Genomic DNA, 23,557 nt, shown 5'->3' on the forward strand with positions numbered 1-23,557 from the left:
GTGTTCTCGAAGATCAACGGCAAGGTCGTCAAGGTCGATCTGAACCAGTCCGGGCCGGTCGTCGCCCGTCGCGGCGCGATGCTGTTCTACACCGGCATGGTGCAGTTCGCTCCGCACCAGGTACCCGGGGCCGGTGCGATGCCGGGCATGGGCGGGATCGCCGGGATGGCGGGACGGATGATGCAGGGCGAGCACGAACGCACGATGCTCGCGCAGGGCAACGGCGTGGTGCACTACGGCTTCCGCGGCCTCGAGGTGCACGTGGTGGACCTGTCCGCGGGCGGCGAGCTGCGGGTGGAGGCGTCGCGGCTGCTGGGATACACCGCGAGCCTGCAGAGCTCGGTGGTGTCGATGTCGGCGCCCCCGACCGGGGGCGGCGGTGGCGGTGGCGGCTTCCTGGGCGCGCTGCGCAGCGCCGCCACCGGCATGGTGACCGGCACCGGCATGTTCACCACCCAGCTGTCCGGGCGCGGGGCCGCGGTGCTGCTCGGGCACGGTGGATTCCTCGAGCTGCAGGTCGGCGGGCCGGCCCCGGTCGTCGTCGACCCGCAGTCCTTCATCGCCGCCCACGGACCGGTGCGGACGGAACTGAAGTCCGCGATGAGCTGGCGCACCGCGGGGCGCAGCGGCGGCGAGGGCCTCCAGCTCGAATGCACCGGTCAGGGCATCGTCTACGTGCAAGCGTCAGAGGAGAAACTGTGAGCGTCGTCCTGAACCCGTCCCACCTCGTCGGCAGCGACAACCTGCCCGGCAACCACTACGCCTTCTGCATCGACCTGCAGAGCCCGTGGTTCCTGTCCAAGGGCGCGATGATCGCCTACTACGGGCAGGTGCAGTTCACCTCGCTCACCCACGGACTGCAGGGGCAGCTGCTGCAGATGGTGGCGCACCAGTTCTCGGCCCCGCTGTACATGGGTGACTACGTCGTCGCCGAGGGGTACGGGAAGCTGATCCTCGGTGACCGTGGGTACGACATCAACTCCTACGACCTCGACGACGGCAACCTCACCATCCGGGCCGCGAACCTGCTCGCGTTCGAGCCCGGGCTGTCGCTGAACCAGTCGATCGTGCCGGGCTTCCTCACGCTGATCGGGACGGGCAAGTTCCTCGCGTCGTCGAACGGGCCCGTGATGTTCGCCGAGCCGCCGCTGCGGGTCGATCCCGAGGCGCTCGTCGGGTGGGCGGACTGCCCGTCGCCGAGCCATCACTACGACGAGGCGTGGGTCAACGGCTTCGTGGCGGCGGGGGCGCGCATGTTCGGTGTGCAGTCCGGGGAGGAGCGGCAGTTCGACTTCACGGGCGCCGGGACCGTGCTCATCCAGTCCAGCGAGAAGGTGATCGACGACAGCGCGATCGTCCGGACCATCGAGGGACAGCTACCGGGTCTGACCCCCGGCGGTCTGCAGCGGATCAACCAGGTGGTGGCGTCGCAGTTGCAGTCACAGCAGCACTGAACTCGGCAGCCCTGAACTCGGCAGCCCTGAGCCCGGCAGCACCGGCCTCAGGGCACCCCGGGCCGGGACTGGGCACTTACCCGGGGCGCCCGAGGCCGGATTGTGACTACGCTCACAGGTAAGCCACACCTCATTGAGGTAAGGTTTGGTGAACCTAAGTAGTACGTCCAGGAGGGTCTCGATGATCGTCTGCAGCTGCCACGCTCTCTCGCACCGGCACATCGAGGCCCACATCGCTGCCGGGGCGCGCTGCACCCGCGAGATCGGCGCGGCCTGCCGCGCCGGCACCGACTGCGGACGGTGCGTCCGAAATATCTCGGCGATCGTTCGCGCATCCCGCGAGCGGGATGAGAGGATCGAACTCGAGACCGCCGTCTAGACCCCTACCCGGCGGTCGATCCGCGTTCGGTCCCCGGGAGGCGCCATGAAGGGCGACAAGAAGGTCATCGAGTACCTCAACGAGCAGCTCACCGCCGAGCTCACGGCGATCAACCAGTATTTCCTGCACTCGAAGATGCAGGACAACAACGGCTGGACCAAGCTCGCCGCGCACACCCGCGCCGAATCCTTCGAGGAGATGCGGCACGCCGAAACCCTCACCGACCGGATCCTGTTCCTCGAGGGCCTGCCCAACTACCAGCGGCTCGGCACGCTGCGGCTCGGCGAGACGGTCAAGGAGATGTTCGAGGCCGACCTGCAGGTCGAGATCGAGGCCCGCGACCGCCTCCGCAAGGGCTCCGAGTACATGCGCTCGGTCAGCGACATCACCTCGGCCCGCATCTTCGAGGAGATCCTCGCGAACGAGGAAGAACACATCGACTACCTGGAGACCCAGCTGGGCCTGCTCGAGCAGCTCGGCGAAGCCCTCTACATCTCCGTGCACGTATCGCCGCCGGAGTGAGCGAGGCGCGCGTCCCGATCGACAAGCAGACCCGCCCGGTGTACCGGGCGCAGATCGAGGTAGCCAAAGCGATCCGCCAGGCCACGGCCGACGCCGGACTCGAGCGTCGGCTCGTGGAGCTGGTGAACGTACGCGTCTCCCAGATGAACGGCTGCGCCTACTGCCTGGACGTGCACGTCCGGGACGCCCTGCGCGAGGGCGAGACCACCCAGCGACTCGCGGTGCTGCGGGCCTGGCGGGAGACGGACCTGTTCACCGAGCAGGAGCAGGCCGCTCTCGCCCTCGCCGAGTCGATCACCACGCTGCCCGACAGTCACCTGCAGGACCGGGACTACGACTTCCGCGCGCCCGGCTCACCGAGGACGAACTCTCCGCGATCGCGTGGGTTGCCGTGGCGATGAACGCGTTCAACCGGATCTCCATCGTCAGCCGGCACCCGGTACGTCCCCCGCAACAGTGACGGCCGAATTGATTTCCTGAGCAACCACCCGGTTATTCTCGACGGATGACGAAGACCCGGTGGCTCAGCGACGACGAGCAGCGCACCTGGCGCGCCTACCTCGACAGCACCCGGCTGCTGATGAGCGCCCTGGACAAGCAGCTCACCCAGGACTCCGGGATGTCCCTCACCGACTACGAACTGCTGGTCGCCCTCTCGGAGGCCCCCGGCCGGCGGCTGCGCATGCGCGCCCTCGCCGACGCCGTCGTCACGACCCGCAGCGGCGTCACCCGCGCGATCAGCCGCCTCGTCGACGCCGGCTGGGTGCAACGCGTCGAATGCGACGAGGACAAGCGCGGCATGCTGGCCGAACTCACCGAGGCCGGCGCCGCGAAGCTGGCCCAGGCCAGCCCCGGACACGTCGAGGCCGTACGCTCCTACGTGTTCGACCTGCTCAGCCCTCAGGACGTGACCCGCTTCGGTGACACGTACACCGCGATGCGCGCGCACCTGCTCGACAACACCTGAACAGCCGGAGGAATGCCATGAGCGACCCGTCCGTCGTCGCCGTCCACAATCCGCAGCAACAGCGCTACGAACTGCGCGACGGCGACACCGTCGTCGGCTACACCCAGTACCACCCCGACGGCGACGTTCAACTCGTGTTCGACCACACCGAGGTCGACCGCGCCTACTCGGGCCAGGGCCTGTCGAGCACGCTGGTGCGGTTCGCGCTCGACGACGTGCGTGCCCGCGGCAAGCGGGTGGTGGCGATCTGCCCGTTCGTCGACGGCTTCATCGACAAGCACCCCGAATACAAGGATCTCGCCGACTGAGACCGGGACACGGCCGCATGCCGACTCCGCCGGATCCCTCCGCCGTCGCGGCCACCCTGCGGCGCGCGGGTTGCGTGTTCGCGGAGGAGGAGGCGCGGCTGCTCGTCGAGGCCGCCGGCACGCCCGGTGAGCTCGCCGGCATGGTGGATCGGCGCGCCGCCGGCGAGCCGCTCGAGCACATCCTCGGCTGGACCGAGTTCCACGGCCTGCGCATCCTCCTGGACCCCCGGGTGTTCGTGCCGCGCCGGCGCAGCGAATTCCTCGTCGATCGCGCCGTCGCTCTCGCCGTGCCCGGCGCCGTCGTCGTCGACCTGTGCTGCGGCTCGGGGGCCCTGGGTGCCGCGGTGGCGACGGCCGTTGCCGGGGTGGACCTGCATGCGACGGACCTCGATCCCGCCGCGGTGCGGTGCGCGGGCCGCAACGTCGCCGCGCTCGGCGGCCGGGTGTACGAGGGCGACCTCTACGACCCGCTCCCCGAGGTGCTGCGCGGACGCGTCCACCTCTTGCTGGCGAACGTGCCGTACGTACCGACCGCGGACCTGGCGCTGCTGCCCGCCGAGGCCCGGGACCACGAGGACCGCATCGCCCTCGACGGGGGCGCCGACGGCCTCGACGTGCTGCGGCGGGTGGCCGCGACGGCCGGGCGATGGCTGGCACCGGGCGGGCACCTGCTGGTCGAATCGAGCGAGCGGCAGGCCGCCGGGATCGCCGAGTGCTTCGCCCGCAGCGGGCTGATCCCGCAGGTGGTACACAGCGACGACGCGTTCGCGACCGTCGTCGTCGGCACCGCTCCGCGCTGATCGTCCCGGCTCACCCGACGTGCGCGGCCCGGTGCCGGCGCACGGCGTCGCGGTTCGCGCACCGCGGCGAGCAGTACCGCTGCCGCCCGTTGCGGGAGGTGTCCGCGTAGACGTGGTCGCACTCGTCGAGGGCGCAGCGGCCGAGGCGGTGCATGCCCCGGCCCACCAGGTGCAGGGCCGTTCCCACGGAGACGAGGGCCTCGACGACACCGGCGAGGGAATGCTGGTCGTCCCGGTAGTGCAGGTGCCAGCCGTCGCCGGCGTGGTTCGTCATGCGCGGGTACGCCGATGCGGCGGCAAGCATCTCGTTGACCAGCGCGGCGCGCTCGGCGTCCCCGGTCGCGTCGACGACGCGGCACCAGCGTCCGAGCATCGCGCCGACGCCGAGCAGGTCGTCGGCACCGACCGGGAAGTCGATCACCAGGCCCGCCTCGACGCAGCGCTGCACCAGCGCGTCGACGGTCACGGGTGGGTCGTTCACCAGATCCGCGGCGAGCCGCACGGCATATTCGCCGTAAGGGTTGAGATGCACAATGCCATTACATCACGCTGGGTGGCATGCAGACATCCCATCGCCACCACTGGACCGAGGTCTCCCGCCACCCGACGAGCGAAGGGGTGGTGCACTACCAGCGCTGCGCGTGCGGCCGCTGGCACATGGTCGCGACGCCCCTCGTCTCCGATCCGATCGGCGTGTCGGCGACGGTCCCGGTCACCCCGCGACCGTGAAACCCGGCGCCCCGCGGAGGACAATCGCCTCCATGACCGAGCGCAAGCGGCCGGACATCACCTTCGAGTCGTGGATCGAACGTCAGATCCGCGTCGCGCAGGAGCGGGGCGACTTCGACAACCTCAGGGGAGCCGGCAAACCCATCCCGCATCGCAGCGACGACGAGCTGTGGTGGGTGAAGGACTATCTGCGCCGGGAAGGACTGTCGACCGAGGCGTTGCTGCCGCCCCCGCTGCAACTGCGCAAGGAGATCGAGCGGTTGCGCAGCACCGTGCTCGACGTGCCCTCCGAGCCGGCGGTGCGGCAGATCGTCCGGGAGCTGAACCGGCGGATCGTGGACTGCCTGCGCGCACCGAGCGGCCCCCTGGTCCCCATCCACAGGGTCGACCCGGAGGAGGTGGTCCGGCAGTGGGCCGCGGACCGGGCGGAACTGCGGTCGAAACGCGCCGAGCGGGCCGCGGCAGCGGCCGCCGTGCTGCGCGAGTACGCCCCCGAGCCGCCGCGTCGGCGCTGGTGGCACCGAGTCCTGGGAATCCGGTCCGCCGGAACCTGAGGCGCAGAGCGGCGACGAGTTCGCTCCCCCGAATCCGCACGACCGCACAGCCGCGCGGTCCACAGCCGTCCGCGACCACCATTCGCTGATTGTCGGGGCGTTCGTCGGTTCGTGTCGCGGAGACGAAAGTGCAGTCCCGGTCGGCGTACCCGTTGCCAGCAGACTGCCAGGAACGTCCCAAGGTTCCTCGAGCGTCACCGGCTGTACTGGTGTCGTTCGCATCGCGTTCACCGCACAGCGGTTCGCCGACGAGAGGCCGGTTCCATGGGAGTGTTCGACCGATTCCGCACGTCCTCCGCGAAGGGCACGCACCGGGCGGAGGACGTCCCCACCGCACCGACCGGCTACCAGCAGACCGCCGGCAGGCTGCACGCCTTCAACCGCTACGAGATCAAATACTTCGTCGACGAGATGAAGGTCCCCGAACTGCGGCGGGAACTCGCGGCGCGGATGGACACCGATCCGTATTCGCCCCACGGCGGGTACCCGGTCACCTCGCTCTACTACGACACGCCGGACCTGCGGTTCTACTGGGAGAAGATCGAGGGCCTGCGGTTCCGGCGCAAGCTGCGGATGCGCCTGTACGGCAACCCTTCCGAATGCACCGACGACACGCCGGTGCACATCGAGATCAAGCAGCGCGTCAACCGCGTCACCCAGAAACGGCGCATCGCAGTGCCGTACGGGAACGCGCGACGCTGGCTCGACGGACGGCAGGAGATCGACTGCGAACCCTCGCAACGCCCGTTCGCCCACGAGGTGACGACGCTGATCGGCAACCTCGACCTGCGGCCGATCGTGACCACCGGCTACCTGCGGGAGGCGTTCGTCGGCCGCGAGGCCGACCTCGGCCTGCGAGTGACGATCGACCACAAGGTGCACGGCCGCGACCGCGACTTCCACTTCGCCTCGGGAGCACAGAACCGGTTCGTCGTCCCGCCGAGGCTGGCGATCGTCGAACTGAAGGCCAACGAACGCGTTCCGTACTGGGCGACCGATCTGACCGCCCGGCTGGACATGTCGGTCGTCCGCGTCTCGAAGTACTGCCAGTCCGTCGAGGCGTTCGGCCTCGCTCCGCGCTCCCGGATGGGCGCCCCCGAACTCGTTCTGCCGCAAGGCTTCGACGACCGTGTGCCGACCGGTCTCTTCGAGACCTCGACGATGGCGCGCTGACCGCCGCACCGTCTGCCCGCGTCCCCCGCACGGGCGCCGTTCCCGTCCCTACACCGAACCAGGACCATCATGAATTTCGACCTGCAAGACCTCAGCGGGACGTTCACGACGTTCGACATCATCGTGTCGCTGTCGCTGTCGTTCGTGCTCGCCTCGATCATCGGCTGGGTCTACCGCCACACCCACAGGAACGTCTCCTACAGCCAGTCCTACGTGCAGACCCTCGTGCTGGTCGGCATGGTGATCTCGCTGATCATGCTGGTCGTCGGCTCCAACATCGCCCGCGCGTTCGCACTCGTCGGCGCCCTGTCGGTGGTTCGATTCCGCAACGCCATCAAGGAAACTCGCGATGTAGGCTTCATCTTCCTGGTGATGGCCGTCGGCATGACGACCGGCACCCGCTTCTACCTGCTGGCGATCGCCGCGACGATCGCGATCTGCCTGGTGCTGCTGATCATGAACAAGTTCAACTGGTTCAAGCTCGACGTCCAGCGTCAGGTCGTGAAGGTGCAGGTGCCGCCGGAGCAGGAGTACAACGCGCTGGTCGAGGACGTGCTCATCCGGTACTGCTCCGAGTTCGAACTGGTCTCCACCGAATCCGTTCGCTCCGGTGCGCTGACCGAGCTGTACTACACCGCGCAGCTGAAGAAGGGCACGAAGCCGAACGAGCTGATCTCGGCCCTGAGTGCGGTCAACACCGGCCAGCGGGTGACCGTCCTGACCGGATACGACCAGACGGACATCTGATGGACGACACACCCACCGCCGGACAGTCGCCGCCGCGGCGCCGGCTCCGGCACCGGGTCCCGACGTCGCTGCGCCGGCACTGGAAACTCCTGGCTGTGTTCGTCGCGTTCGTGACGATCCTGGCGACCGTGTTCGGGGCGACCCGCATCCGCCCGTACATCACCGGCGACCCGACGATCATCGCCTCGGAGATCACCGACAACATCACCGGCACGGTGGACCTGTTCGACGCCTCGGTCCCGCACGAACTGTCGGTCGAGATCACCGACGCGGAATACGACGAGATGATCACCGCCTTCCAGAGCACCGGCGAGAAGAAGTGGGTCACCGCCGATGTCACCATCGACGGCACGCTGATCACCGACGTCTCGGTGCGGTTGAAGGGCAACTCCACCCTCATGGGCGTGCGCGGCGAGGACGCCGGGCCCGGCGGCGAGGGCTTCGAGCCCCCGGAGGGGATGGAGCTGCCCGACGGATTCGATCCGGCGGCCATGGGCGGCCCGGGCGGCATGTCGCAGGCGTCCGAGGACGATCCGACGTCGCTGCCGCTGCTCATCAGCTTCGACGAGAACGCCGGCGGCCGCGCCTACCAGGGCATGACCGAAATCTCGGTGCGTCCCGGCTCGCCCGTGCTCAACGAGGCGATGGCCCTGTCGCTGACCGCGGAGACCGGGCAGCCGACGCAGCGCTACGCGTACACGGTCTATTCGGTCAACGACAGCGCCACCACCACGCGCCTGCTGCTCGAACACCCCGACGACACGTATGCGAACTCCCTGTTCGACTCCGACGGCTACCTGTACAAGGCGGACGCGTCGTCGCGGTTCGAGTACATCGGCGACGACCAGTCGGACTACGCCGACCAGTTCGAGCAGATCAATGCGGTCGGGACGGGGAACCTGCAGCCGGTCGTCAGCTTCCTGAAATGGCTGGACTCGGCGAGCGACGAGGAGTTCGGCGCACACCTGTCGGAGTGGGTGGACGTGGACTCGTTCGCGCGGTACGTCGCCACGCAGAACCTGCTCGTCAACGGTGACGACATGAGCGGGCCGGGCCAGAACTACTACCTCTGGTACGACCTGCAGACGGGCAAGCTCTCCGTCGTGTCCTGGGACCTGAACCTGGCCATGCAAGGCGATGTCACCACCGGCCCGCACGACACCGTCTCGATGACACCCGGCGCGATGGGCGGCCCCGGGCAGGGCGAGGCCGGCACCGCGGCGGCCGACCCCGGCACCATGCCCCAGCCGCGTGGGATGCTGCCTCCGGGCGCAGCTGCACCGCAGGGCGGGCAGGGGGCAGGCCGGGTGCAGTCCGGCAACAGCCTGAAGACACGGTTCCTCGAATCCGACGCCTTCACCCAGGTCTACGAGGACGCCTACCGGGACCTCCACGAACAGATGTACGGCAGCGGACGCGCCATCGAGGTGCTCGACACCCTGGTCTCGACCGTCCCTGTCAGCGACGCACTCCCGGCCGCTTCCCTCCAGTCGAGCGCGGACTCGATGCGGTCCTGGATCGAACAGCGCACCGCTGCGCTCGCGGAGCTGCGTGACAGCTGAGCTGCGTGACAGTCGACCGGACGAGGCGCGAGCGCCGGGCGCGAGGTGCGGCCCGGTTTCACAGCCGGACCTCAGGAAGGACTCAGCGTCGGCCCAGTCCCTGCCGGCATCCTGGAGACGGCAGAATCGATCACGAATCTGCCCGCAGGGAAAGGAATCGTCATAACCACCTCAGCCCCGACGGTCCCCCACCCGGGACACCCGTCCGGGCGCGACACCGGTGCCGTCTTCCTGATGACCGGTGGCGTTCCCGGAGCGGGTAAGAGCACCCTGCTTCGCCGGATCGAGCACGACATCCCGGGTCTGACCGTTCTCGATCCGGAGCGCCGGGCCGAACGCCTCGCCGCCGCGCTTCCGCCGGGCCTGCCGTATCGCTGGTATCGGCCACTGGTCCATCTCATGCACACCCTCGACGTGGTGCGCACCCTCCTGGCCGGACCGCACCGGAGCGAAGGACCTGTGGCCGTTCACGACACCGCCACGCGCAGGCGCCGACGCGACTGGACGGCCCGCCTGGCACGGCGTCGAGGCTGGACGCCGGTGCTGGTCTTCCTCGACGTGCCCCGCGATGTCGCGCGGGCCGGACAGCACGCTCGCGGGCGCGTGGTGAACGAGTCGTCGTTCGCGCGGCACTGGCATCGGTGGACGGCTCTGCGACCGCACCTCACCCGCGAGGACGACGCCCCGGCCGGGGGTCCGTGGGACCACGTCGTCGTCACCACTCGCGACGATGCGAAGAGCCGGGTGTTCGGATTGCTGACGCAGGACGGGACGGACCGCTGCGCACTCGGCGGCGGATCCCCGTGCGCGCAGTGACGATCTCCGGTACGCAGTGACGATCTCCGGCACCGCAGTGGCATCGGCACCTCGGTGACCGGTGTCCCCGACACGTGTCGGGTTCACCGAAGGCGCACTTCCCAGCAGATCCACGGCTCACTCCCATGGACGCCCGAGGGTCGTCCGGTTGTGTGGGTGCGTGAACAGACGCGATGCGTCATGCCCCAGCAAGGAAGGCACGACTCGATGACAACTCCCACCCAGGCCGTCGATACCGCCGCCGCACGCGGGAATCGGCCGGACTCCGTATGCGAGAGGGACGGTCCGGAGCTGCGCGTGCTGCGCTGCGAGCGGCAGCACGTCGACGCGCTGCTCTCGACGCTCACCCGCAGGCAACGCGAAATCCTGCGCCTGCGGGTGGTCGAGGGGTTGTCTGTGGAGGAGTCCGCCGCCGTCCTGCGGACGACGCCCGGCGCCGTTCGTGTGGGTCAGCATCGCGCGTTGTCCCGCCTTCGGGCGGCGCTGGCCGACCCCGCGCGCATGGGCGCCGTCACGGGGCCGGGCGACTCCCGGCCTCGGCCTCGGCGGGGTGCGGTCGCGCGCCTGCCGCGTGCGTCAGCTGTTCCTCCGTGACCGCCTCACCGCGGGCGACCATGCCCGCCTCGTGCGACAGCGGGATCTGCCGCAGGAAGCACGCGATGACGAAGGCCACCAACAGGAATGGGATCAGGTACCAGAACACCGGTGCGAGGGAGTCGGCGTAGGCGTCGACCACGCCGGTGCGCACGGAGTCCGGCAGCTGGTTCAGGGCCGCGGGATCGAGCGTCGCCGTCGCCTGGCCGGCCTGCTCCGGGGAGGCCCCGGCTCCGGTGAACACGGCGGTGAGCTTCTCGGCCAGCCGGTTGGTGAAGATCGTGCCGAAGACCGCCACGCCGAGGGACGCGCCCACCTCCCGGAAGTAGTTGTTGGTGCTGGTCGCGGTCCCGATCTCGGTGGGCGGCACGGCGTTCTGCACCACGAGAACGACCACCTGCATGATCAGACCCAGGCCGAGGCCGAGGGTGAACAGCATCGTGCAGATCAGCCACAGCGGCGTGCTGCCTTCGAGGGTGGTCAGCCACAACATCGCGGCGGCCGTGACGAGGGCACCGGCGATGGGATACGCCTTGTAGTGACCGGTTTTCGTGATTGCGATGCCGGAGGCGATCGAGGTGGCCATCAGGCCGGCCATCATCGGGATCATCAGAAGGCCGGAGACCGCGGCCGAGGTGCCGGACGACATCTGCAGGAACGTCGGCATGAAGGCCAGCGCCGCGAACATGCCGAGGCCCACGGTGAAGCCGATCGCGGTGGCGTTGACGAAGATCGGATTGCGGAACAGCGACAGCGGGATGATCGGATCCTCGGCGCGGGACTCGACGAGGACGAAAAGGCTTGCCGCGACGAGCACTCCGACGGCGAGCGCGAGGGTCAGCGGATCCGTCCAGCCCCGGTCGCCACCGAAGTCCGTGAACAGGATCAGGCACGTGGTGGCGGCCGAGAGGGTGAGCACGCCGAGGAAGTCGACCTTCTTCTCGGGCCGCTTCGTGGGCAGCGTGAGGGTGAACCAGGCGATCGCGAAGGCGAGCACGCCGACGGGCAGGTTGATGTAGAAGGCCCAGTGCCAGGTCAGGTGGTCGACGAAGAAGCCGCCGAGCAGGGGGCCGGCGACGGCGGCCACACCGAAGACCGCACCGAGCGGACCCAGGTACTTGCCACGCTGGTCGGCCGGGACGATGTCGGCGATGATGGCCTGGGAGAGGATCATCAGGCCGCCGCCGCCGAGGCCCTGCATCGCGCGGAAGATCACGAACCACCAGAAGTCGGTGGCGAAGGCACAGCCGGCGGAGGCGAGGGTGAACACCGCGATGGCGACGAGGAAGAGGGTGCGGCGGCCGAACACGTCGCCGAACTTTCCGTAGATCGGCATCACGATGGTGGTCGCCAGCAGGTAGGCGGTGGTGATCCAGGCCTGGTGTTCGACGCCGCCGAGCTGCCCGACGATGGTCGGCATCGCGGTGGAGACGATGGTCTGGTCGAGGCTCGACAGCAGCATGCCGGCGATCAGCGCGGAGAAGATGAGCCAGATCCGGCGCTGCGTGAGCACCAACGGTGGTGCCGCGGGCCGGGACGACGTTGCGGTCACGGGTTTCCTGCCGTTTCGATGGGGTCGAGCCGCTGTCCGAACAGTCGCCGGACGATGTCGAGGTTGCGGAGCAGCAGCTCCGCGAAGGGTCGATCGGTGTCGTCGCCGAAGAACTCGTCGGCGGTGTGCCGGGTGATGTCGGCGAGCGCGTAGACGACGGTCCGCGGCAGCGGATCGTCGGGAGGCAGGTTCTCTCTCCGGGCGACGACCTCGGCGAACCGCCGGAGCTGGGCCTCGCCGTTGTGCAGGATGCGGGGCAGTAGCTGCGGCTCGCGGTGGATGATGTCGTGGTACTGCTTCGCGTGCTCGCGGGTGAAGTCGGTGCGCCCGATCTGGGTGAGGATCACCGCGACGAGGTCCTGGAGCAGCGTGGGGGAGATGCCGTCCCCGTCGTGCCGCCCGGCGGCCACGAAGGCGTCCTCCTCCTCGGGGGTCAGGCTGAGCGGGGGCTCGCCGAGGACCGCGTCCTCCTTGGACGGGAAGTAGTTGAAGAAGGTGCGCCGGGAGATCTCCACCCGCTCGCAGAGTTCCTCCACGGTGAACCCGGCAAGACCATGTCGGGCGGTGAGCGCGCGCGCCTCGCCGACGAGTGCGGCTCTGGTGCGCTCCATCCGGCGGTTCCGCCGCCCGGACGGAGTTGTTGCACTTTCATCCATAGAGTGCATGATTGCACCATTGTCCCGAGAGTGCAAAGAAGCCTGGTGTCTGCGGGCGACTATGGGACGTTATGGTCATTTATGGAGAACTTCAGATAGAACTCCATAAGTCTCTATACTCGCCCCATGGACCTCGAGCTCAATCCGTTCAAGCCCGGCTCCGGACTCCGGCCGCCGGCGCTCGAGGGGCGCGACGAGCAGATCGGGGCGTTCGAACTCCTGGTCGCCCGCAGCAAACGGCAGAACTACGACCGTGGCCCGATCCTGTCGGGACTGCGCGGGGTCGGGAAGACGACCCTGCTCAACACCCTCGTCGAGCACGCCGACCGGCAGGGATGGCTCACCATCGCCATCGAGGCCCGCCCCAGCGAGGCCGGCACCACCGCGGTCCGCGCCAAGCTCTCCCAGGAGCTGACGGTCGGACTGCGCCGCTACAGCCGCAAGCACCGGATCCAGCACGCGATCGACCCGCTCATCGACCTCGCCCGCGGCTTCTCCCTCGGCCTCGGCCTCGGCCCGGCGACCGCAAGCTTCTCCCTCGACCAGCGTCCGGCAGCCAGTGGCGACATCGATCTCGACCTCGAGGAACTCGTCGAAGCGATCACCGCCGAACTGCGGCCCAGATCCAGCGCATTCGGGTTGTTCATCGACGAGATGCAGGACCTCGACTCCGATCTGCTGTCGGCGCTGCTCGCCGTCCAGCACCGGGCGAGCCAGCGCGAATGGCCGTTCTTCCTCATCGGCGCCGGACTACCCAATCTTCCCGCGGTGCTGGCCGGCAACCGCTCGTACGCGGAGCGACAGTTCCTCTACAGCACCATCGGCCCCCTCACCCCGGCGGCCGCAGCCGACGCCCTGCGCATCCCGGTACGCCGTCAGGGCGGGGACTTCACCGACGACGCGCTCGCCGTGCTCGTCCAGGCCAGCGGCGGTTACCCGTACTTCCTCCAGGAGTACGGGAAGGCGATCTGGAACATCGCTCCACACAGCCCCTTTCAGCTCGAGGATGCCGAACTCGCCGTCGAGGTGGGCCGGCGTCACCTCGACGAGGGATTCTTCCCGTCGCGCTGGAACCGGGCGACCGACCGCGAGCGCCGTTACCTCACCGCGCTCGCCGCCACCGGCGAGGAGACCCCGCGGTCCGGGAAGGTCGCCCAGCTGATGGGCTCGACCGCCACCGGTGTCAGCGACGTCCGCAACTCGGCCATCCGCAAGGGCCTGATCTGGGCACCGGAGCACGGTCGCATCGCCTTCACCGTCCCGGGTATGGCCGACTTCATCCGCCGTCAACCGGCGGAGTAGCCGGATCAGCGGCCCCGCTCGGCCACCATCCGGTCCACGGCGCGCACGCTGAGCACCTGGTCGAGAGCCATGGAGGCGCAGCCGATCATCCCGGAGCGATCGCCGTGCGACCAGGGCAGGATCTGCAGGGCGCGGGTGGCCACGGACACCGCGTCGCGATAGAGGGTTTCGCGCAGTCCGGCGACGAACACGTCGTAGGCCTCGGCCATGTCGCCACCCACGACGAGCACCGCCGGGTCGAGGAGGTTGACGGCACCGGCGATCACCTCACCGATCCGCCGGCCGCTGTCCCGGATCATGCGGCGCGCCTCCGCATCCCCGCCGACGGCGAGGGCTACGACGTCGCGGATGTGGGTCACGTCCCGGCCCTGCTCCTGCAGGTCGCGGACCAGGGCCCAGCCCCCGGCGATCGCCTCGACGCAGCCGACGTCGCCGCAGCGGCACAGGACGCCCTGCGCGGCGGCGGTCTTGGTGTGCCCGATCTCGCCGGCCGCGCCCACCGCGCCGCGCTGCAGCACACCGCCCGACACGATGCCCGCACCGAGGCCCGTGGACGCCTTGATGAGGAGCATGTCATCGAATTTCCGTCGTTCGCCGAGCCTTTCGGCGAGCACCATGACGTTCGCGTCGTTGTCGACGAACACCGGCGCCGCACCGAGGCCGGCGAGGAAGGGCTGCAGCTCGACACCGTCCCAGCCGGCCATCATCGGCGAGTCGAGGCTGCAGCCGCGGACCGTGTCCACCGTGCCCGGCAGGCTCACCCCGATGCCGACGGTGCGGGGCGCGCCGGGACCGAGCGCGTCGCGCAGGTCGGCGAGGTGCGCGGCGATCTTCGGCATCAGCTCGCCCGGGCTCGCCCCGATCTCCTGCTCGAGGTCCTCGGTCCGGAGCAGTTCCCCGGCGAGATCGCAGACGGCGAGCTGGGTGCGGCTGCGGCCGATCGCGCCGACGAGCACGATGCCCGCGCCGGCCCCGAAGGTGAGGGTGAGCGGTGGCCGCCCACCGGTGGAGGGCCCCTCCTCCGTTTCGACGACGAGGCCGAGGTCCTGGAGTGCCGCGACCCGGGCGGCGACGGCGGTGCGGGAGAGCCCGGTGTGGTGCCCGATCTCGCTTCGGGTGGTCGCGGCGCCGGCGCGGACGAGGGCGAAGACCTCGCCCGCTGTGGCGGGCGCGCTGGAGGATCGGCTCATACCGCCATTGAACCAAGGAACCGCACCCGAGAGCGCCTCGTGCAGCCGCGGCGTGCTGCGTCGAACCGGACTTTGTTCTTAGAAATGCGTAAGTTTGTTGTTTCAGTGCGGAAGATGTTCTACGGTTGCCAGTGACAGCCCTCACCCCCTCATTCGGGAGGACAAGCCATGTCACCCGCCTCTCCCTGTACCGTCGTCGTCTTCGGCGGCACCGGCGACCTCGCCGTCCGTAAGCTCCTGCCCGCCCTCTACCTGCGCGATCACGACGGCCAGTTGCCGCCCGGCAGCCGGATCGTCGGCGCCGCGCGCGCCGGCCTCGACACCGACGGCTACCGCGACAAGGTCCGCGGCGAGCTCGCACGCTTCGTACCCGCCCACCTGCTGGATGCCGGCACCCTCACGCGGTTCCTGGACCGCCTCGACTACGTGAGCGTCGACTTCGCAGGCGGAGACGACTGGTCCGCCCTGCGCGACGTCCTGGCCCCGGACTCCGTGCGCGTGTTCTACCTCGCTTGCGCCCCTTCGCTGTTCGGGCCGATCTCCCATCACCTCGCCCGGCACGGACTCGTCGAGCCGACGTCGCGGGTGGTGCTCGAGAAGCCCATCGGCCGCGACCTCGCGTCCGCCCGCGCGATCAACGACGCGGTCGGCGAGGTGTTCGACGAGTCGCAGATCTTCCGCATCGACCACTACCTCGGCAAGGAGAGTGTCCAGAACCTGCTGGTCACCCGGTTCGCCAACACCCTGCTCGAGCCGCTGTGGAACTCGACGTGGATCGACCACGTGCAGATCACCGTCTCCGAATCCCTCGGCGTGGGCACCCGCGGCGGCTACTACGACACCTCCGGGGCGCTGCGCGACATGCTGCAGAACCACCTGCTGCAGGTGCTGTGCCTGGTGGCGATGGAACCGCCGACGGTCGTCGACCGCGAGACCGTGCGCGACGAGAAACTCAAGGTGCTGCAGGCACTGCGGCCGATGACGCCCGACGACGTCGAAAGATTCACCGTCACCGGGCAATACGGACCCGGATTGGTCGACGGCGGTGCCGTGCCCGGGTATCGCGACGAGGTGGAGAACCCGGACAGCCGCACCGAGACCTTCGTCGCGGTGCGCGCGGAGGTGCGCAACTGGCGCTGGGCCGGCGTGCCGTTCTACCTGCGCACCGGCAAGCGTCTCGAGAAGCGCAGTTCCGAGATCGTGGTGCAGTTCAAGGACGTTCCGCACCCGATGTTCCCCCGGGCCGAGGGCGCCACCGAACCCAATCGCCTGGTGATCCGGCTGCAGCCCGACGAGGGCATCTGCCTGCACATGACCGCCAAGGAACCCGGGCCCGGCGGGATCCGCCTGCGTCCGGTGTCGCTGGATCTGAACTACGTGGACGCGTTCGACCGTCCGTCCCCCGACGCGTACGAGCGGCTGCTGATGGACGTGGTGCGGGGTGACCCGACCCTGTTCATGCGCCGCGACGAGGTCGAGACCGCGTGGGCATGGGTCGAGCCGATCCTGCAGACCTGGGACCGCACCGGCCGGGTGCCGCGCCGCTACCCGGCGGGTACGTCCGGCCCCACCGACGCGATCACCCTCATCGAGCGCGACGGCCGCGCCTGGTACGAAGGACCTTCCTCATGAGCCACGTCCATCCCGTTCTCGCCCGGGTCACCGACCGCATCGTCCGGCGCAGCCGGGCCGAGCGTGCCGCCTACCTCGAGCGGCTGCGCGCCGCCGCCGACAAGGGGCCTGCCCGCGGGCGCCTCGCGTGCGCCAACCTGGCCCACGGATTCGCCGCGGCCGAGCCCGCCGACAAGTCCGCGCTGCGCGGGCTGGTGAAGCCGAACATCGCGATCGTCTCGTCCTACAACGACATGCTCTCGGCGCACCGGCCCTTCGAGGAGTACCCGGCGCGGCTGAAGGCCGCGGTCCTCGAGGCAGGCGGCATCGCACAGTTCGCCGGCGGCGTCCCGGCCATGTGCGACGGCATCACCCAGGGCCGCGACGGCATGCAGCTGTCGCTGTTCAGCCGCGACGTCATCGCGATGTCCACCGCTATCGCGTTGTCGCACGACATGTTCGACGGCGCGCTCATGCTCGGGGTCTGCGACAAGATCGTCCCCGGCATGCTGATCGGCGCCCTGGGCTTCGGGCACCTGCCGACGGTGTTCGTCCCGGCCGGGCCGATGACGTCGGGGCTGCCCAACGGCGAGAAGGCCCGGGTGCGGCAGCTCTACGCGGAGGGCCGCGCCCGACGCGAAGACCTGCTCGAGGCCGAGGCCGCGTCCTATCACGGCGCCGGCACGTGCACGTTCTTCGGCACCGCGAACTCCAATCAGCTGCTGATGGAGGTGATGGGCCTGCACCTGCCCGGCGCGAGCTTCGTCAACCCGGGCACCGAGCTGCGGGACGCGCTCACCGACGAGGCCGCGCGCCGCGTCACCGGCCTCACCGCGCTCGGCTCCGCCTTCACCCCGGTCGGGGAGGTCGTCGACGAGCGGGCCGTCGTCAACGGCTGCGTCGCACTGCTCGCCACCGGCGGCTCCACCAATCACACGATGCACCTGGTGGCGATCGCGCGGGCCGCGGGCATCACGCTCACGTGGCGCGACCTGGCGGACCTGTCGGCCGTCGTGCCGCTGCTCGCCCGGATCTACCCCAACGGCGCGGCCGACGTGAACCACTTCCACGCCGCCGGCGGGCTCGGTGTCGTCGTCTCGGAACTGCTCTCGGCGGGCCTGCTGCACGACGACGTCACCACCGTCGCCGGCCCCGGTCTGCACCGGTACACGCAGGAGCCGCGGCTGCGCGACGGGACGCTGCAGTGGGAGGCCGGGCCGTCCGAGAGCCTGGACCGCACCGTGCTGCGCGGCGTCGTGGACCCGTTCGCCGTGGACGGCGGGCTCAAGGTGCTCGACGGCAACCTCGGCGAGGCCGTGCTCAAGGTGTCCGCGGTCGCCCCGGAGCACCACATCGTCACCGCGCCGGCCCGGGTGTTCGACGACCAGGCCGACTTCCTCACGGCCTTCGAGGCGGGCGAACTCGACCGCGACGTCGTGGCGGTGCTGCGTTACCAGGGCCCGCGCGCGAACGGAATGCCGGAGCTGCACAAGCTCACCCCCGCGCTGGGGGTGCTGCAGGACCGCGGGCGCCGGGTCGCGCTGGTGACCGACGGCCGGATGTCGGGCGCGTCCGGCAAGGTTCCCGCCGCCATCCACGTCACGCCCGAGGCCGCGGCCGGCGGCCCGCTCGCGCGCGTCCGCGACGGCGACCTGATCACCGTCGACGCCGTCGCCGGCTCGCTGTGCGTGCACCTGTCCGACGCCACACTCGCCGACCGCGTGGCGACCGGCCACGCCCCCACCGACGACGCCTGGACGGGCACGGGCCGGGAACTGTTCGCGGGCCTGCGGGCCGCCGTGGGCCCGGCCACCCTCGGCGCCAGCGTCTTCCAACCCAACCCCGCGTGAAGGAGACCCCGATGAGCCTGCTGGACGTGACCCCCGTCGTTCCCGTCGTCGTGATAGACGATGCCGCGGACGCGGTCCCGATCGCCCGGGCCCTCGTCGACGGCGGTGTGCCGATGATCGAGCTGACTCTGCGCACCCCGTGCGCCCTCGAGGCGATCGAGCGGATCGCCGCCGAGGTTCCCGAGATCACCGTCGGTGCCGGCACGATCGTCGAACCCGGCCAGGCCGCGCAGGCCGCGGCGGCCGGCGCGCGCTTCCTGGTGTCGCCGGGCGCGACGGAGTCGCTGCTGAAGGCCATGACCGACACGGGACTGCCCCACCTGCCGGGTGCCGCGACCGTCTCGGAGGTGCTGCTGCTCCTCGAACGCGGCTACCGCGAGATGAAGTTCTTTCCCGCGGAGGCCGCGGGGGGCACCCGGTTCCTCGCGGCCGTCCACTCCCCCGTGCCCGCGGCCCGGTTCTGCCCCACCGGCGGGATCTCGGTCGCAACCGCCCCCGACTACCTCGCGCTGCCCAACGTCGGCTGCGTGGGGGGCTCGTGGCTCACCCCCGCCGATGCGGTGCAGACCCGGGACTGGGCCCGGATCACCCGCCTCGCGCAGGTGACCACGAAACTACGCCTGGCCGAGGCGTAGGCCGACCGGGCTCGCCCCCGTCCTACTCGGACGCGACGGGGGCGAGCCCTCGACGTTGCTGGATCCGCGCGTTTCGCCGTCAGCCGCGACCAGCGCGCGTGACGCGCGCATCCGACCAGGCCGGTCGCAGATCTTCCGCGCCGGCCGGAGCCAGCGGAGCGCCGGGGGACGGTACCCTGGGCGGATGCGTGAGGACACCGACCACCCCGGCTCGCAGTCGTCGCTGCGGTCGGCCAATCAGCAACGGGTGGTTCGGGTTCTGCAGTCCGGTGGCGAACTCACCCAGGCGGAGATCGCCCGGCGCACCGGTCTGGCCCCGGCCACGGTGTCGAATCTGGTGCGGGAACTGACCACCAGCGGCCTGGTGGAGGTGGCCGCGGCCGAGCGCCCGGGCCAGCGGGGGCGGGCCGTGAAGCTCACCCGGTCGGCGGGCCTGGCCGTCGGAATCGATTTCGGGCACCGGCATCTCACCGTCGCCGTCGCCGACCTGTCGCACGAGATCCTCGCCGAGAAGCGGGTCGAGCTGGCGACCGGACATCGCGCCGAGGACGGGATAACAAGGGCCGGTGCGCTTCTCGACGACGCCCTCGTCGAACTCGGGTGCGGACGCGACGCCGTCGCGGCCGTCGGCATGGGCCTGCCCGCGCCGGTCGAGTCCGCCACGCACCGGATCGGCGGGCCGTCGATCCTGCCGGGCTGGGTGGGCGTCGACCCGGCCGCACTGGCCGCCGAGCGGCTCGCGCTTCCCGTCCACGTCGACAACGACGCCAATCTCGGTGCGCTGGCCGAGCACATCTGGGGTGCCGGGTGCGGCGTGGACGACCTGGCCTACATCAAGCTGTCCGACGGCGTCGGCGCCGGACTGGTGCTGGACGGGCGGCTGTACCGGGGCCGCGCCGGCACGGCCGGCGAGATCGGCCACACCTCCCTCGACGAGTTCGGCCAGGTGTGCCGGTGCGGCAACCGCGGCTGCCTCGAGACGATGGTGGCCTCGCACGTGGTGATCGGGCTGCTCGAGCCGAGCCGGGGGCCCGGCCTGACGATCGCGGACGTGGTGGCACTCGCCGAGGCCGGCGACGCCGGGTGTGCCCGGGTGCTCGCGGACACCGGCCGCCACGTCGGGGTCGCGGCGGCGAGCCTGTGCAACCTGCTCAATCCGCAGCTCCTCCTGATCGGCGGCGAACTCGCCCTGGCGGGAGAGCTGCTGCTCGAGCCCCTGCGTCGCGCGATCGAGCGGTACGCGGTGCCCAGCGCCGCGCGCACCGTGCAGGTACGGACGGCGGCGCTCGGCGCCCGGGCCCAGGTACTCGGGGCGGTCGCCCTCGGACTGCGGGCGGCCAGCCCCCGCTGAAGATCATCTTCGAGGCTTCGACGCCGCTTCACGTCCAGAACTAGGTTCAAATTCGAACATATTCAGCGCCTCAAGACGTTTTTTCATTCATTTCTTGACGACTGATGCCGCTTCGTCCTACTGTGGTCCAGCACACAGTTCGCGTGACCGCCGCCACTCGCCTCCCGGAACGGGACCGCCGCGGCCGGGTCCCGCCGCCCACGAGGAGTCCCATGAGCAACCACGTCGCGCTCCCGACCGTCCCCGACACCGGACCGGACACCGCCGGCGCCCCGGTGCCGGTCCGCATCGCCGCCATCGCCGCGCTCGGCGGCCTGTTGTTCGGCTTCGACAGCGCCGTCATCAACGGTGCCGTGTCGGCCATCGAATCCCGGTTCGCCGTCTCGTCCGCCGTCCTCGGCTTCGCGGTCGCCTCGGCCCTGCTCGGCGCGGCCGGCGGCGCCGTCCTCGCCGGCCGCATCGCGGACCGCTACGGCCGGCTCACCACCATGCAGGTCGCCGCCGCGATGTTCCTGGTCAGCGCGCTGGGCACCGGATTCGCCTTCAACGTCGAAACTCTCGTCCTGTTCCGCATCGTCGGCGGTGTCGGCGTCGGACTCGCCTCCGTCATCGCCCCCGCCTACATCGCCGAGATCTCCCCCGCCCGGGTACGCGGTCGCCTGGGATCGCTGCAGCAGCTCGCGATCGTCGTCGGCATCTTCGCCGCCCTGCTCGTCGACTACGCCCTCGCCGCCCTCGCGGGTGGCTCCCGCGAGGAACTGTGGTTCGGGCTCGAGGCGTGGCGCTGGATGTTCCTGTCCATGACCGTTCCCGCCCTCGTGTACGGATTCCTGACGCTCACCATCCCGGAGTCCCCGCGCTATCTCGTCGCGAAGGGCCGCATCGGGGAGGCCCGCGGCATCCTCGGCACGCTGCTCGGCGAGCAGGGCATCGACCTGCGCATCGAATCGATCCGCGCCACCCTCGGCCACGAGCGCACCCCGTCGCTGCGCGACCTGAGAGGACCCGCGCTGGGCCTGCTGCCCATCGTGTGGATCGGCATCGGGCTGTCGGTGTTCCAGCAGTTCGTCGGCATCAACGTGATCTTCTACTACTCCAGCATCCTCTGGCAGGCAGTGGGATTCGACGAGAACAGCTCCCTCGTCATCACCGTCGTCACGTCCGTGGTCAACATCGCCACCACCCTCGTGGCCATCGCGTTCGTCGACCGCATCGGACGCCGGCCCCTGCTGATCATCGGCTCGGCCGGCATGGCCGTCACCCTCACCACGATGGCCGTCGTCTTCGCCACCGCCTCCACCACCGTCGTCGACGGTGTGACCACCCCGCACCTGACCGGACTGCAGGGACCGATCGCGCTGATCGCCGCGAACCTGTTCGTCGTCGCGTTCGGCATGTCGTGGGGACCGGTCGTGTGGGTCCTGCTCGGCGAGGCCTTCCCCAACCGGATCCGCGCGGCGGCACTGTCGCTCGCCGCCGGCGCGCAGTGGGCGGCCAACTGGGTCATCACCGTGAGCTTCCCCGCCATGAAGGAACTGTCGCTGGGGCTGTCGTACGGCTTCTACGCCGTGTGCGCGGTGCTGTCGCTGCTGTTCGTCCTGCGCTGGGTCAAGGAGACCAAGGGCCGCGAACTCGAGGACATGGACGCCGCCTGAACCCGGGCACCCCGGTAACAGAACAGTCAGGGAGAGAACAGACATGGCACTGACCATCGGAATCGACGTGGGCGGCACCAAGGTCGCCGCCGGCGTGGTCGACGAACACGGCACCCTGCACGCCCGGCTCCGCCGCGCCACCCCGTCGGACGACCCCGCCCGCACCGAGGACGTCGTCGCCGACGTGGTCCGCGAACTCCGCGCCGCGCACGACGTGTGCGCGGTGGGCATCGGCGCCGCCGGATTCGTCGCGTCCGATCGCCGTACCGTGCTGTTCGCCCCCAACCTCGCGTGGCGCGGCGAACCGCTCGGCGAGGCCGTCGAGGCCGCGTGCGGGCTGCCGACCGTCGTCGAGAACGACGCCAACGCCGCCGCCTGGGGCGAGGCACGCTTCGGCGCCGGCCGGGGTGCCCGCACCGCGATCGTGCTCACCGTCGGCACCGGCATCGGCGGTGGTCTGATCATCGACGGCGCCCTGCACCGCGGAGCCTCGGGGCTGGCCGCGGAACTCGGCCATCTCAACGTCGAGCCGCACGGCCGTCGCTGCGGGTGCGGGAACCACGGCTGCTGGGAGCGTTACGCCAGCGGGCGGGCCCTGGTGCGGGAGGCGCAGGAGATCGCGAGCGTCTCGCCCGCGCTCGCCGGCCGGCTGCTCGAGCTGGCCGGCGGGCGCGCCGAGCAGATCACCGGGCACCACGTCACCACCGCCGCCCGCGAGGGCGACGCCGCCGCGCTCGAGTGCTTCCGCACGATCGGCACGTGGCTCGGTCACGGCATGGCGGACCTCGCCGCGTTCCTCGACCCGGAGGTGTTCGTCCTCGGCGGCGGTGTGTGCGAGGCCGGGGAACTGCTGCGCGGGCCCGCCGTCGCCACGTTCGCCCAGCGGCTGACCGGACGCGGGCACCGCCCGGCCGCCCCGGTGCGCCTGGCCGAGCTCGGCCCCGACGCCGGGATCGTCGGCGCCGCGGACCTGGCCCGGCGCCGCACGGATCTGTCGGCCACGCGCCTCGATCTCTCGGCCGCCGGCTGAGCACCCGCCCGGGTGGGGCGAGCGAATGTATCACCGACTCGGACTGAGGAGGTGAGCGATACATTCGCTCGCCGCACGCGGTCCACCGCGTAACACCGTCGTTACCGCGGTTAACCGTTC

At 70.3% G+C, this 23,557-nt stretch carries 25 protein-coding genes and 1 pseudogene; 22 read left to right on the forward strand and 4 right to left on the reverse strand.

All coding sequences use genetic code 11. The features are described 5' to 3' along the window. From CQZ88_RS19975 to CQZ88_RS20010, 8 genes and pseudogenes are all read left to right on the forward strand, one after another. Positions 1-702, forward strand: a 702-nt coding sequence (locus tag CQZ88_RS19975; RefSeq protein WP_258008696.1) for an AIM24 family protein, incomplete at its 5' end; no start/stop codon positions are given. After that, the gene (locus tag CQZ88_RS19980; RefSeq protein ID WP_006944062.1) at positions 699-1,454 is read left to right on the forward strand and encodes an AIM24 family protein; all 756 of its coding nucleotides are present in this window, start codon (positions 699-701) and stop codon (positions 1,452-1,454) included. The genes CQZ88_RS19975 and CQZ88_RS19980, both read left to right, overlap by 4 nt. Positions 1,455-1,635: 181 nt before the next feature. Then, a complete protein-coding gene (locus tag CQZ88_RS19985) occupies positions 1,636-1,833 on the forward strand; it encodes a bacterioferritin-associated ferredoxin (protein WP_006944063.1) in 198 nt (65 codons plus the stop codon). A gap of 45 nt (positions 1,834-1,878) precedes the next feature. Next, complete coding sequence (bfr, locus tag CQZ88_RS19990) at positions 1,879-2,355, forward strand: bacterioferritin (protein WP_006944064.1); 477 nt, start codon at positions 1,879-1,881, stop codon at positions 2,353-2,355. Next, positions 2,352-2,815, forward strand: a pseudogene (locus tag CQZ88_RS19995) (carboxymuconolactone decarboxylase family protein). Before bfr ends, CQZ88_RS19995 begins: the two are co-directional and overlap by 4 nt. Positions 2,816-2,860: 45 nt before the next feature. Further along, positions 2,861-3,322 (forward strand): MarR family winged helix-turn-helix transcriptional regulator, encoded by a 462-nt coding sequence (locus tag CQZ88_RS20000; RefSeq protein ID WP_006944066.1) that lies wholly within the window; start codon positions 2,861-2,863, stop codon positions 3,320-3,322. A gap of 17 nt (positions 3,323-3,339) precedes the next feature. Next, positions 3,340-3,630, forward strand: a complete 291-nt coding sequence (locus CQZ88_RS20005; protein ID WP_006944067.1) for a GNAT family N-acetyltransferase — start codon at positions 3,340-3,342, stop codon at positions 3,628-3,630. A 17-nt stretch (positions 3,631-3,647) separates the two neighbouring features. Next, positions 3,648-4,430 carry a putative protein N(5)-glutamine methyltransferase gene (locus tag CQZ88_RS20010; RefSeq protein WP_006944068.1) on the forward strand — a complete coding sequence of 261 codons (783 nt, stop codon included), beginning with the start codon at positions 3,648-3,650 and terminating at the stop codon, positions 4,428-4,430. A 10-nt stretch (positions 4,431-4,440) separates the two neighbouring features. Here CQZ88_RS20010 and CQZ88_RS20015 read toward each other — a convergent pair whose 3' ends face one another. Further along, complete coding sequence (locus CQZ88_RS20015; protein ID WP_006944073.1) at positions 4,441-4,962, reverse strand: CGNR zinc finger domain-containing protein; 522 nt, start codon at positions 4,960-4,962, stop codon at positions 4,441-4,443. Positions 4,963-4,988: 26 nt separating this feature from the next. Between CQZ88_RS20015 and CQZ88_RS29970 the strand changes: the two genes are divergently transcribed. From CQZ88_RS29970 to CQZ88_RS32310, 7 genes are all read left to right on the forward strand, one after another. After that, positions 4,989-5,159: a hypothetical protein gene (locus CQZ88_RS29970; RefSeq protein WP_006944075.1), complete on the forward strand. Its 171-nt coding sequence runs from the start codon at positions 4,989-4,991 to the stop codon at positions 5,157-5,159. A 32-nt stretch (positions 5,160-5,191) separates the two neighbouring features. Further along, on the forward strand, positions 5,192-5,713 hold the full coding sequence (locus tag CQZ88_RS20020; protein WP_006944077.1) for a DUF1992 domain-containing protein: 522 nt from the start codon (positions 5,192-5,194) through the stop codon (positions 5,711-5,713). Between the two features lie 264 nt (positions 5,714-5,977). After that, positions 5,978-6,886: a polyphosphate polymerase domain-containing protein gene (locus CQZ88_RS20025; RefSeq protein ID WP_006944080.1), complete on the forward strand. Its 909-nt coding sequence runs from the start codon at positions 5,978-5,980 to the stop codon at positions 6,884-6,886. A gap of 69 nt (positions 6,887-6,955) precedes the next feature. After that, positions 6,956-7,633: a DUF4956 domain-containing protein gene (locus CQZ88_RS20030; protein WP_006944084.1), complete on the forward strand. Its 678-nt coding sequence runs from the start codon at positions 6,956-6,958 to the stop codon at positions 7,631-7,633. Next, positions 7,633-9,195, forward strand: coding sequence for a CotH kinase family protein (locus CQZ88_RS20035; RefSeq protein WP_251549901.1), 1,563 nt, complete (start codon positions 7,633-7,635; stop codon positions 9,193-9,195). The genes CQZ88_RS20030 and CQZ88_RS20035 overlap by 1 nt, the downstream gene beginning before the upstream one ends. Before the next feature lie 234 nt (positions 9,196-9,429). Further along, positions 9,430-10,011, forward strand: coding sequence for an AAA family ATPase (locus CQZ88_RS20040; RefSeq protein WP_006944086.1), 582 nt, complete (start codon positions 9,430-9,432; stop codon positions 10,009-10,011). Between the two features lie 207 nt (positions 10,012-10,218). Further along, positions 10,219-10,605: a sigma factor-like helix-turn-helix DNA-binding protein gene (locus tag CQZ88_RS32310; protein WP_044476360.1), complete on the forward strand. Its 387-nt coding sequence runs from the start codon at positions 10,219-10,221 to the stop codon at positions 10,603-10,605. Here CQZ88_RS32310 and CQZ88_RS20050 read toward each other — a convergent pair. Beyond that, positions 10,523-12,157: an MDR family MFS transporter gene (locus tag CQZ88_RS20050; RefSeq protein WP_006944088.1), complete on the reverse strand. Its 1,635-nt coding sequence runs from the start codon at positions 12,155-12,157 to the stop codon at positions 10,523-10,525. The genes CQZ88_RS32310 and CQZ88_RS20050 overlap by 83 nt on opposite strands. Next, positions 12,154-12,768: a TetR family transcriptional regulator gene (locus CQZ88_RS20055; protein ID WP_006944090.1), complete on the reverse strand. Its 615-nt coding sequence runs from the start codon at positions 12,766-12,768 to the stop codon at positions 12,154-12,156. The genes CQZ88_RS20050 and CQZ88_RS20055 overlap by 4 nt, the downstream gene beginning before the upstream one ends. Positions 12,769-12,939: 171 nt before the next feature. On the opposite strand from CQZ88_RS20055, the gene CQZ88_RS20060 reads away from it, so the two are divergent. After that, positions 12,940-14,115 carry an ATP-binding protein gene (locus tag CQZ88_RS20060; RefSeq protein WP_102800201.1) on the forward strand — a complete coding sequence of 392 codons (1,176 nt, stop codon included), beginning with the start codon at positions 12,940-12,942 and terminating at the stop codon, positions 14,113-14,115. Between the two features lie 5 nt (positions 14,116-14,120). On the opposite strand, the gene CQZ88_RS20065 is transcribed toward CQZ88_RS20060, so the two are convergent. Continuing rightward, on the reverse strand, positions 14,121-15,305 hold the full coding sequence (locus CQZ88_RS20065; RefSeq protein ID WP_043799978.1) for an ROK family protein: 1,185 nt from the start codon (positions 15,303-15,305) through the stop codon (positions 14,121-14,123). Between the two features lie 168 nt (positions 15,306-15,473). Here CQZ88_RS20065 and zwf point away from each other — a divergent pair, with 168 nt between their 5' ends. The 6 genes from zwf to CQZ88_RS20095 all read left to right on the forward strand — a co-directional run bounded on the left by zwf (position 15,474) and on the right by CQZ88_RS20095 (position 23,437). Then, the gene (gene zwf, locus CQZ88_RS20070) at positions 15,474-16,937 is read left to right on the forward strand and encodes a glucose-6-phosphate dehydrogenase (protein WP_006944101.1); all 1,464 of its coding nucleotides are present in this window, start codon (positions 15,474-15,476) and stop codon (positions 16,935-16,937) included. Further along, the gene (gene edd / locus CQZ88_RS20075; protein ID WP_029546631.1) at positions 16,934-18,766 is read left to right on the forward strand and encodes a phosphogluconate dehydratase; all 1,833 of its coding nucleotides are present in this window, start codon (positions 16,934-16,936) and stop codon (positions 18,764-18,766) included. The genes zwf and edd overlap by 4 nt, the downstream gene beginning before the upstream one ends. 11 nt (positions 18,767-18,777) lie before the next feature. Next, positions 18,778-19,401, forward strand: coding sequence for a bifunctional 4-hydroxy-2-oxoglutarate aldolase/2-dehydro-3-deoxy-phosphogluconate aldolase (gene eda / locus CQZ88_RS20080; protein WP_006944104.1), 624 nt, complete (start codon positions 18,778-18,780; stop codon positions 19,399-19,401). A gap of 184 nt (positions 19,402-19,585) precedes the next feature. Beyond that, positions 19,586-20,752, forward strand: a complete 1,167-nt coding sequence (locus CQZ88_RS20085; RefSeq protein WP_006944105.1) for an ROK family transcriptional regulator — start codon at positions 19,586-19,588, stop codon at positions 20,750-20,752. Between the two features lie 212 nt (positions 20,753-20,964). After that, positions 20,965-22,407, forward strand: coding sequence for a sugar porter family MFS transporter (locus tag CQZ88_RS20090; RefSeq protein ID WP_006944106.1), 1,443 nt, complete (start codon positions 20,965-20,967; stop codon positions 22,405-22,407). 43 nt (positions 22,408-22,450) lie between these two features. Next, on the forward strand, positions 22,451-23,437 hold the full coding sequence (locus CQZ88_RS20095; protein ID WP_006944107.1) for an ROK family glucokinase: 987 nt from the start codon (positions 22,451-22,453) through the stop codon (positions 23,435-23,437). The last annotated feature ends 120 nt before the right edge of the window (positions 23,438-23,557 follow it).

This window comes from Rhodococcus sp. ENV425 (assembly GCF_002887785.1).
Classification (GTDB): Bacteria; Actinomycetota; Actinomycetes; order Mycobacteriales; family Mycobacteriaceae; genus Rhodococcus; species Rhodococcus aetherivorans.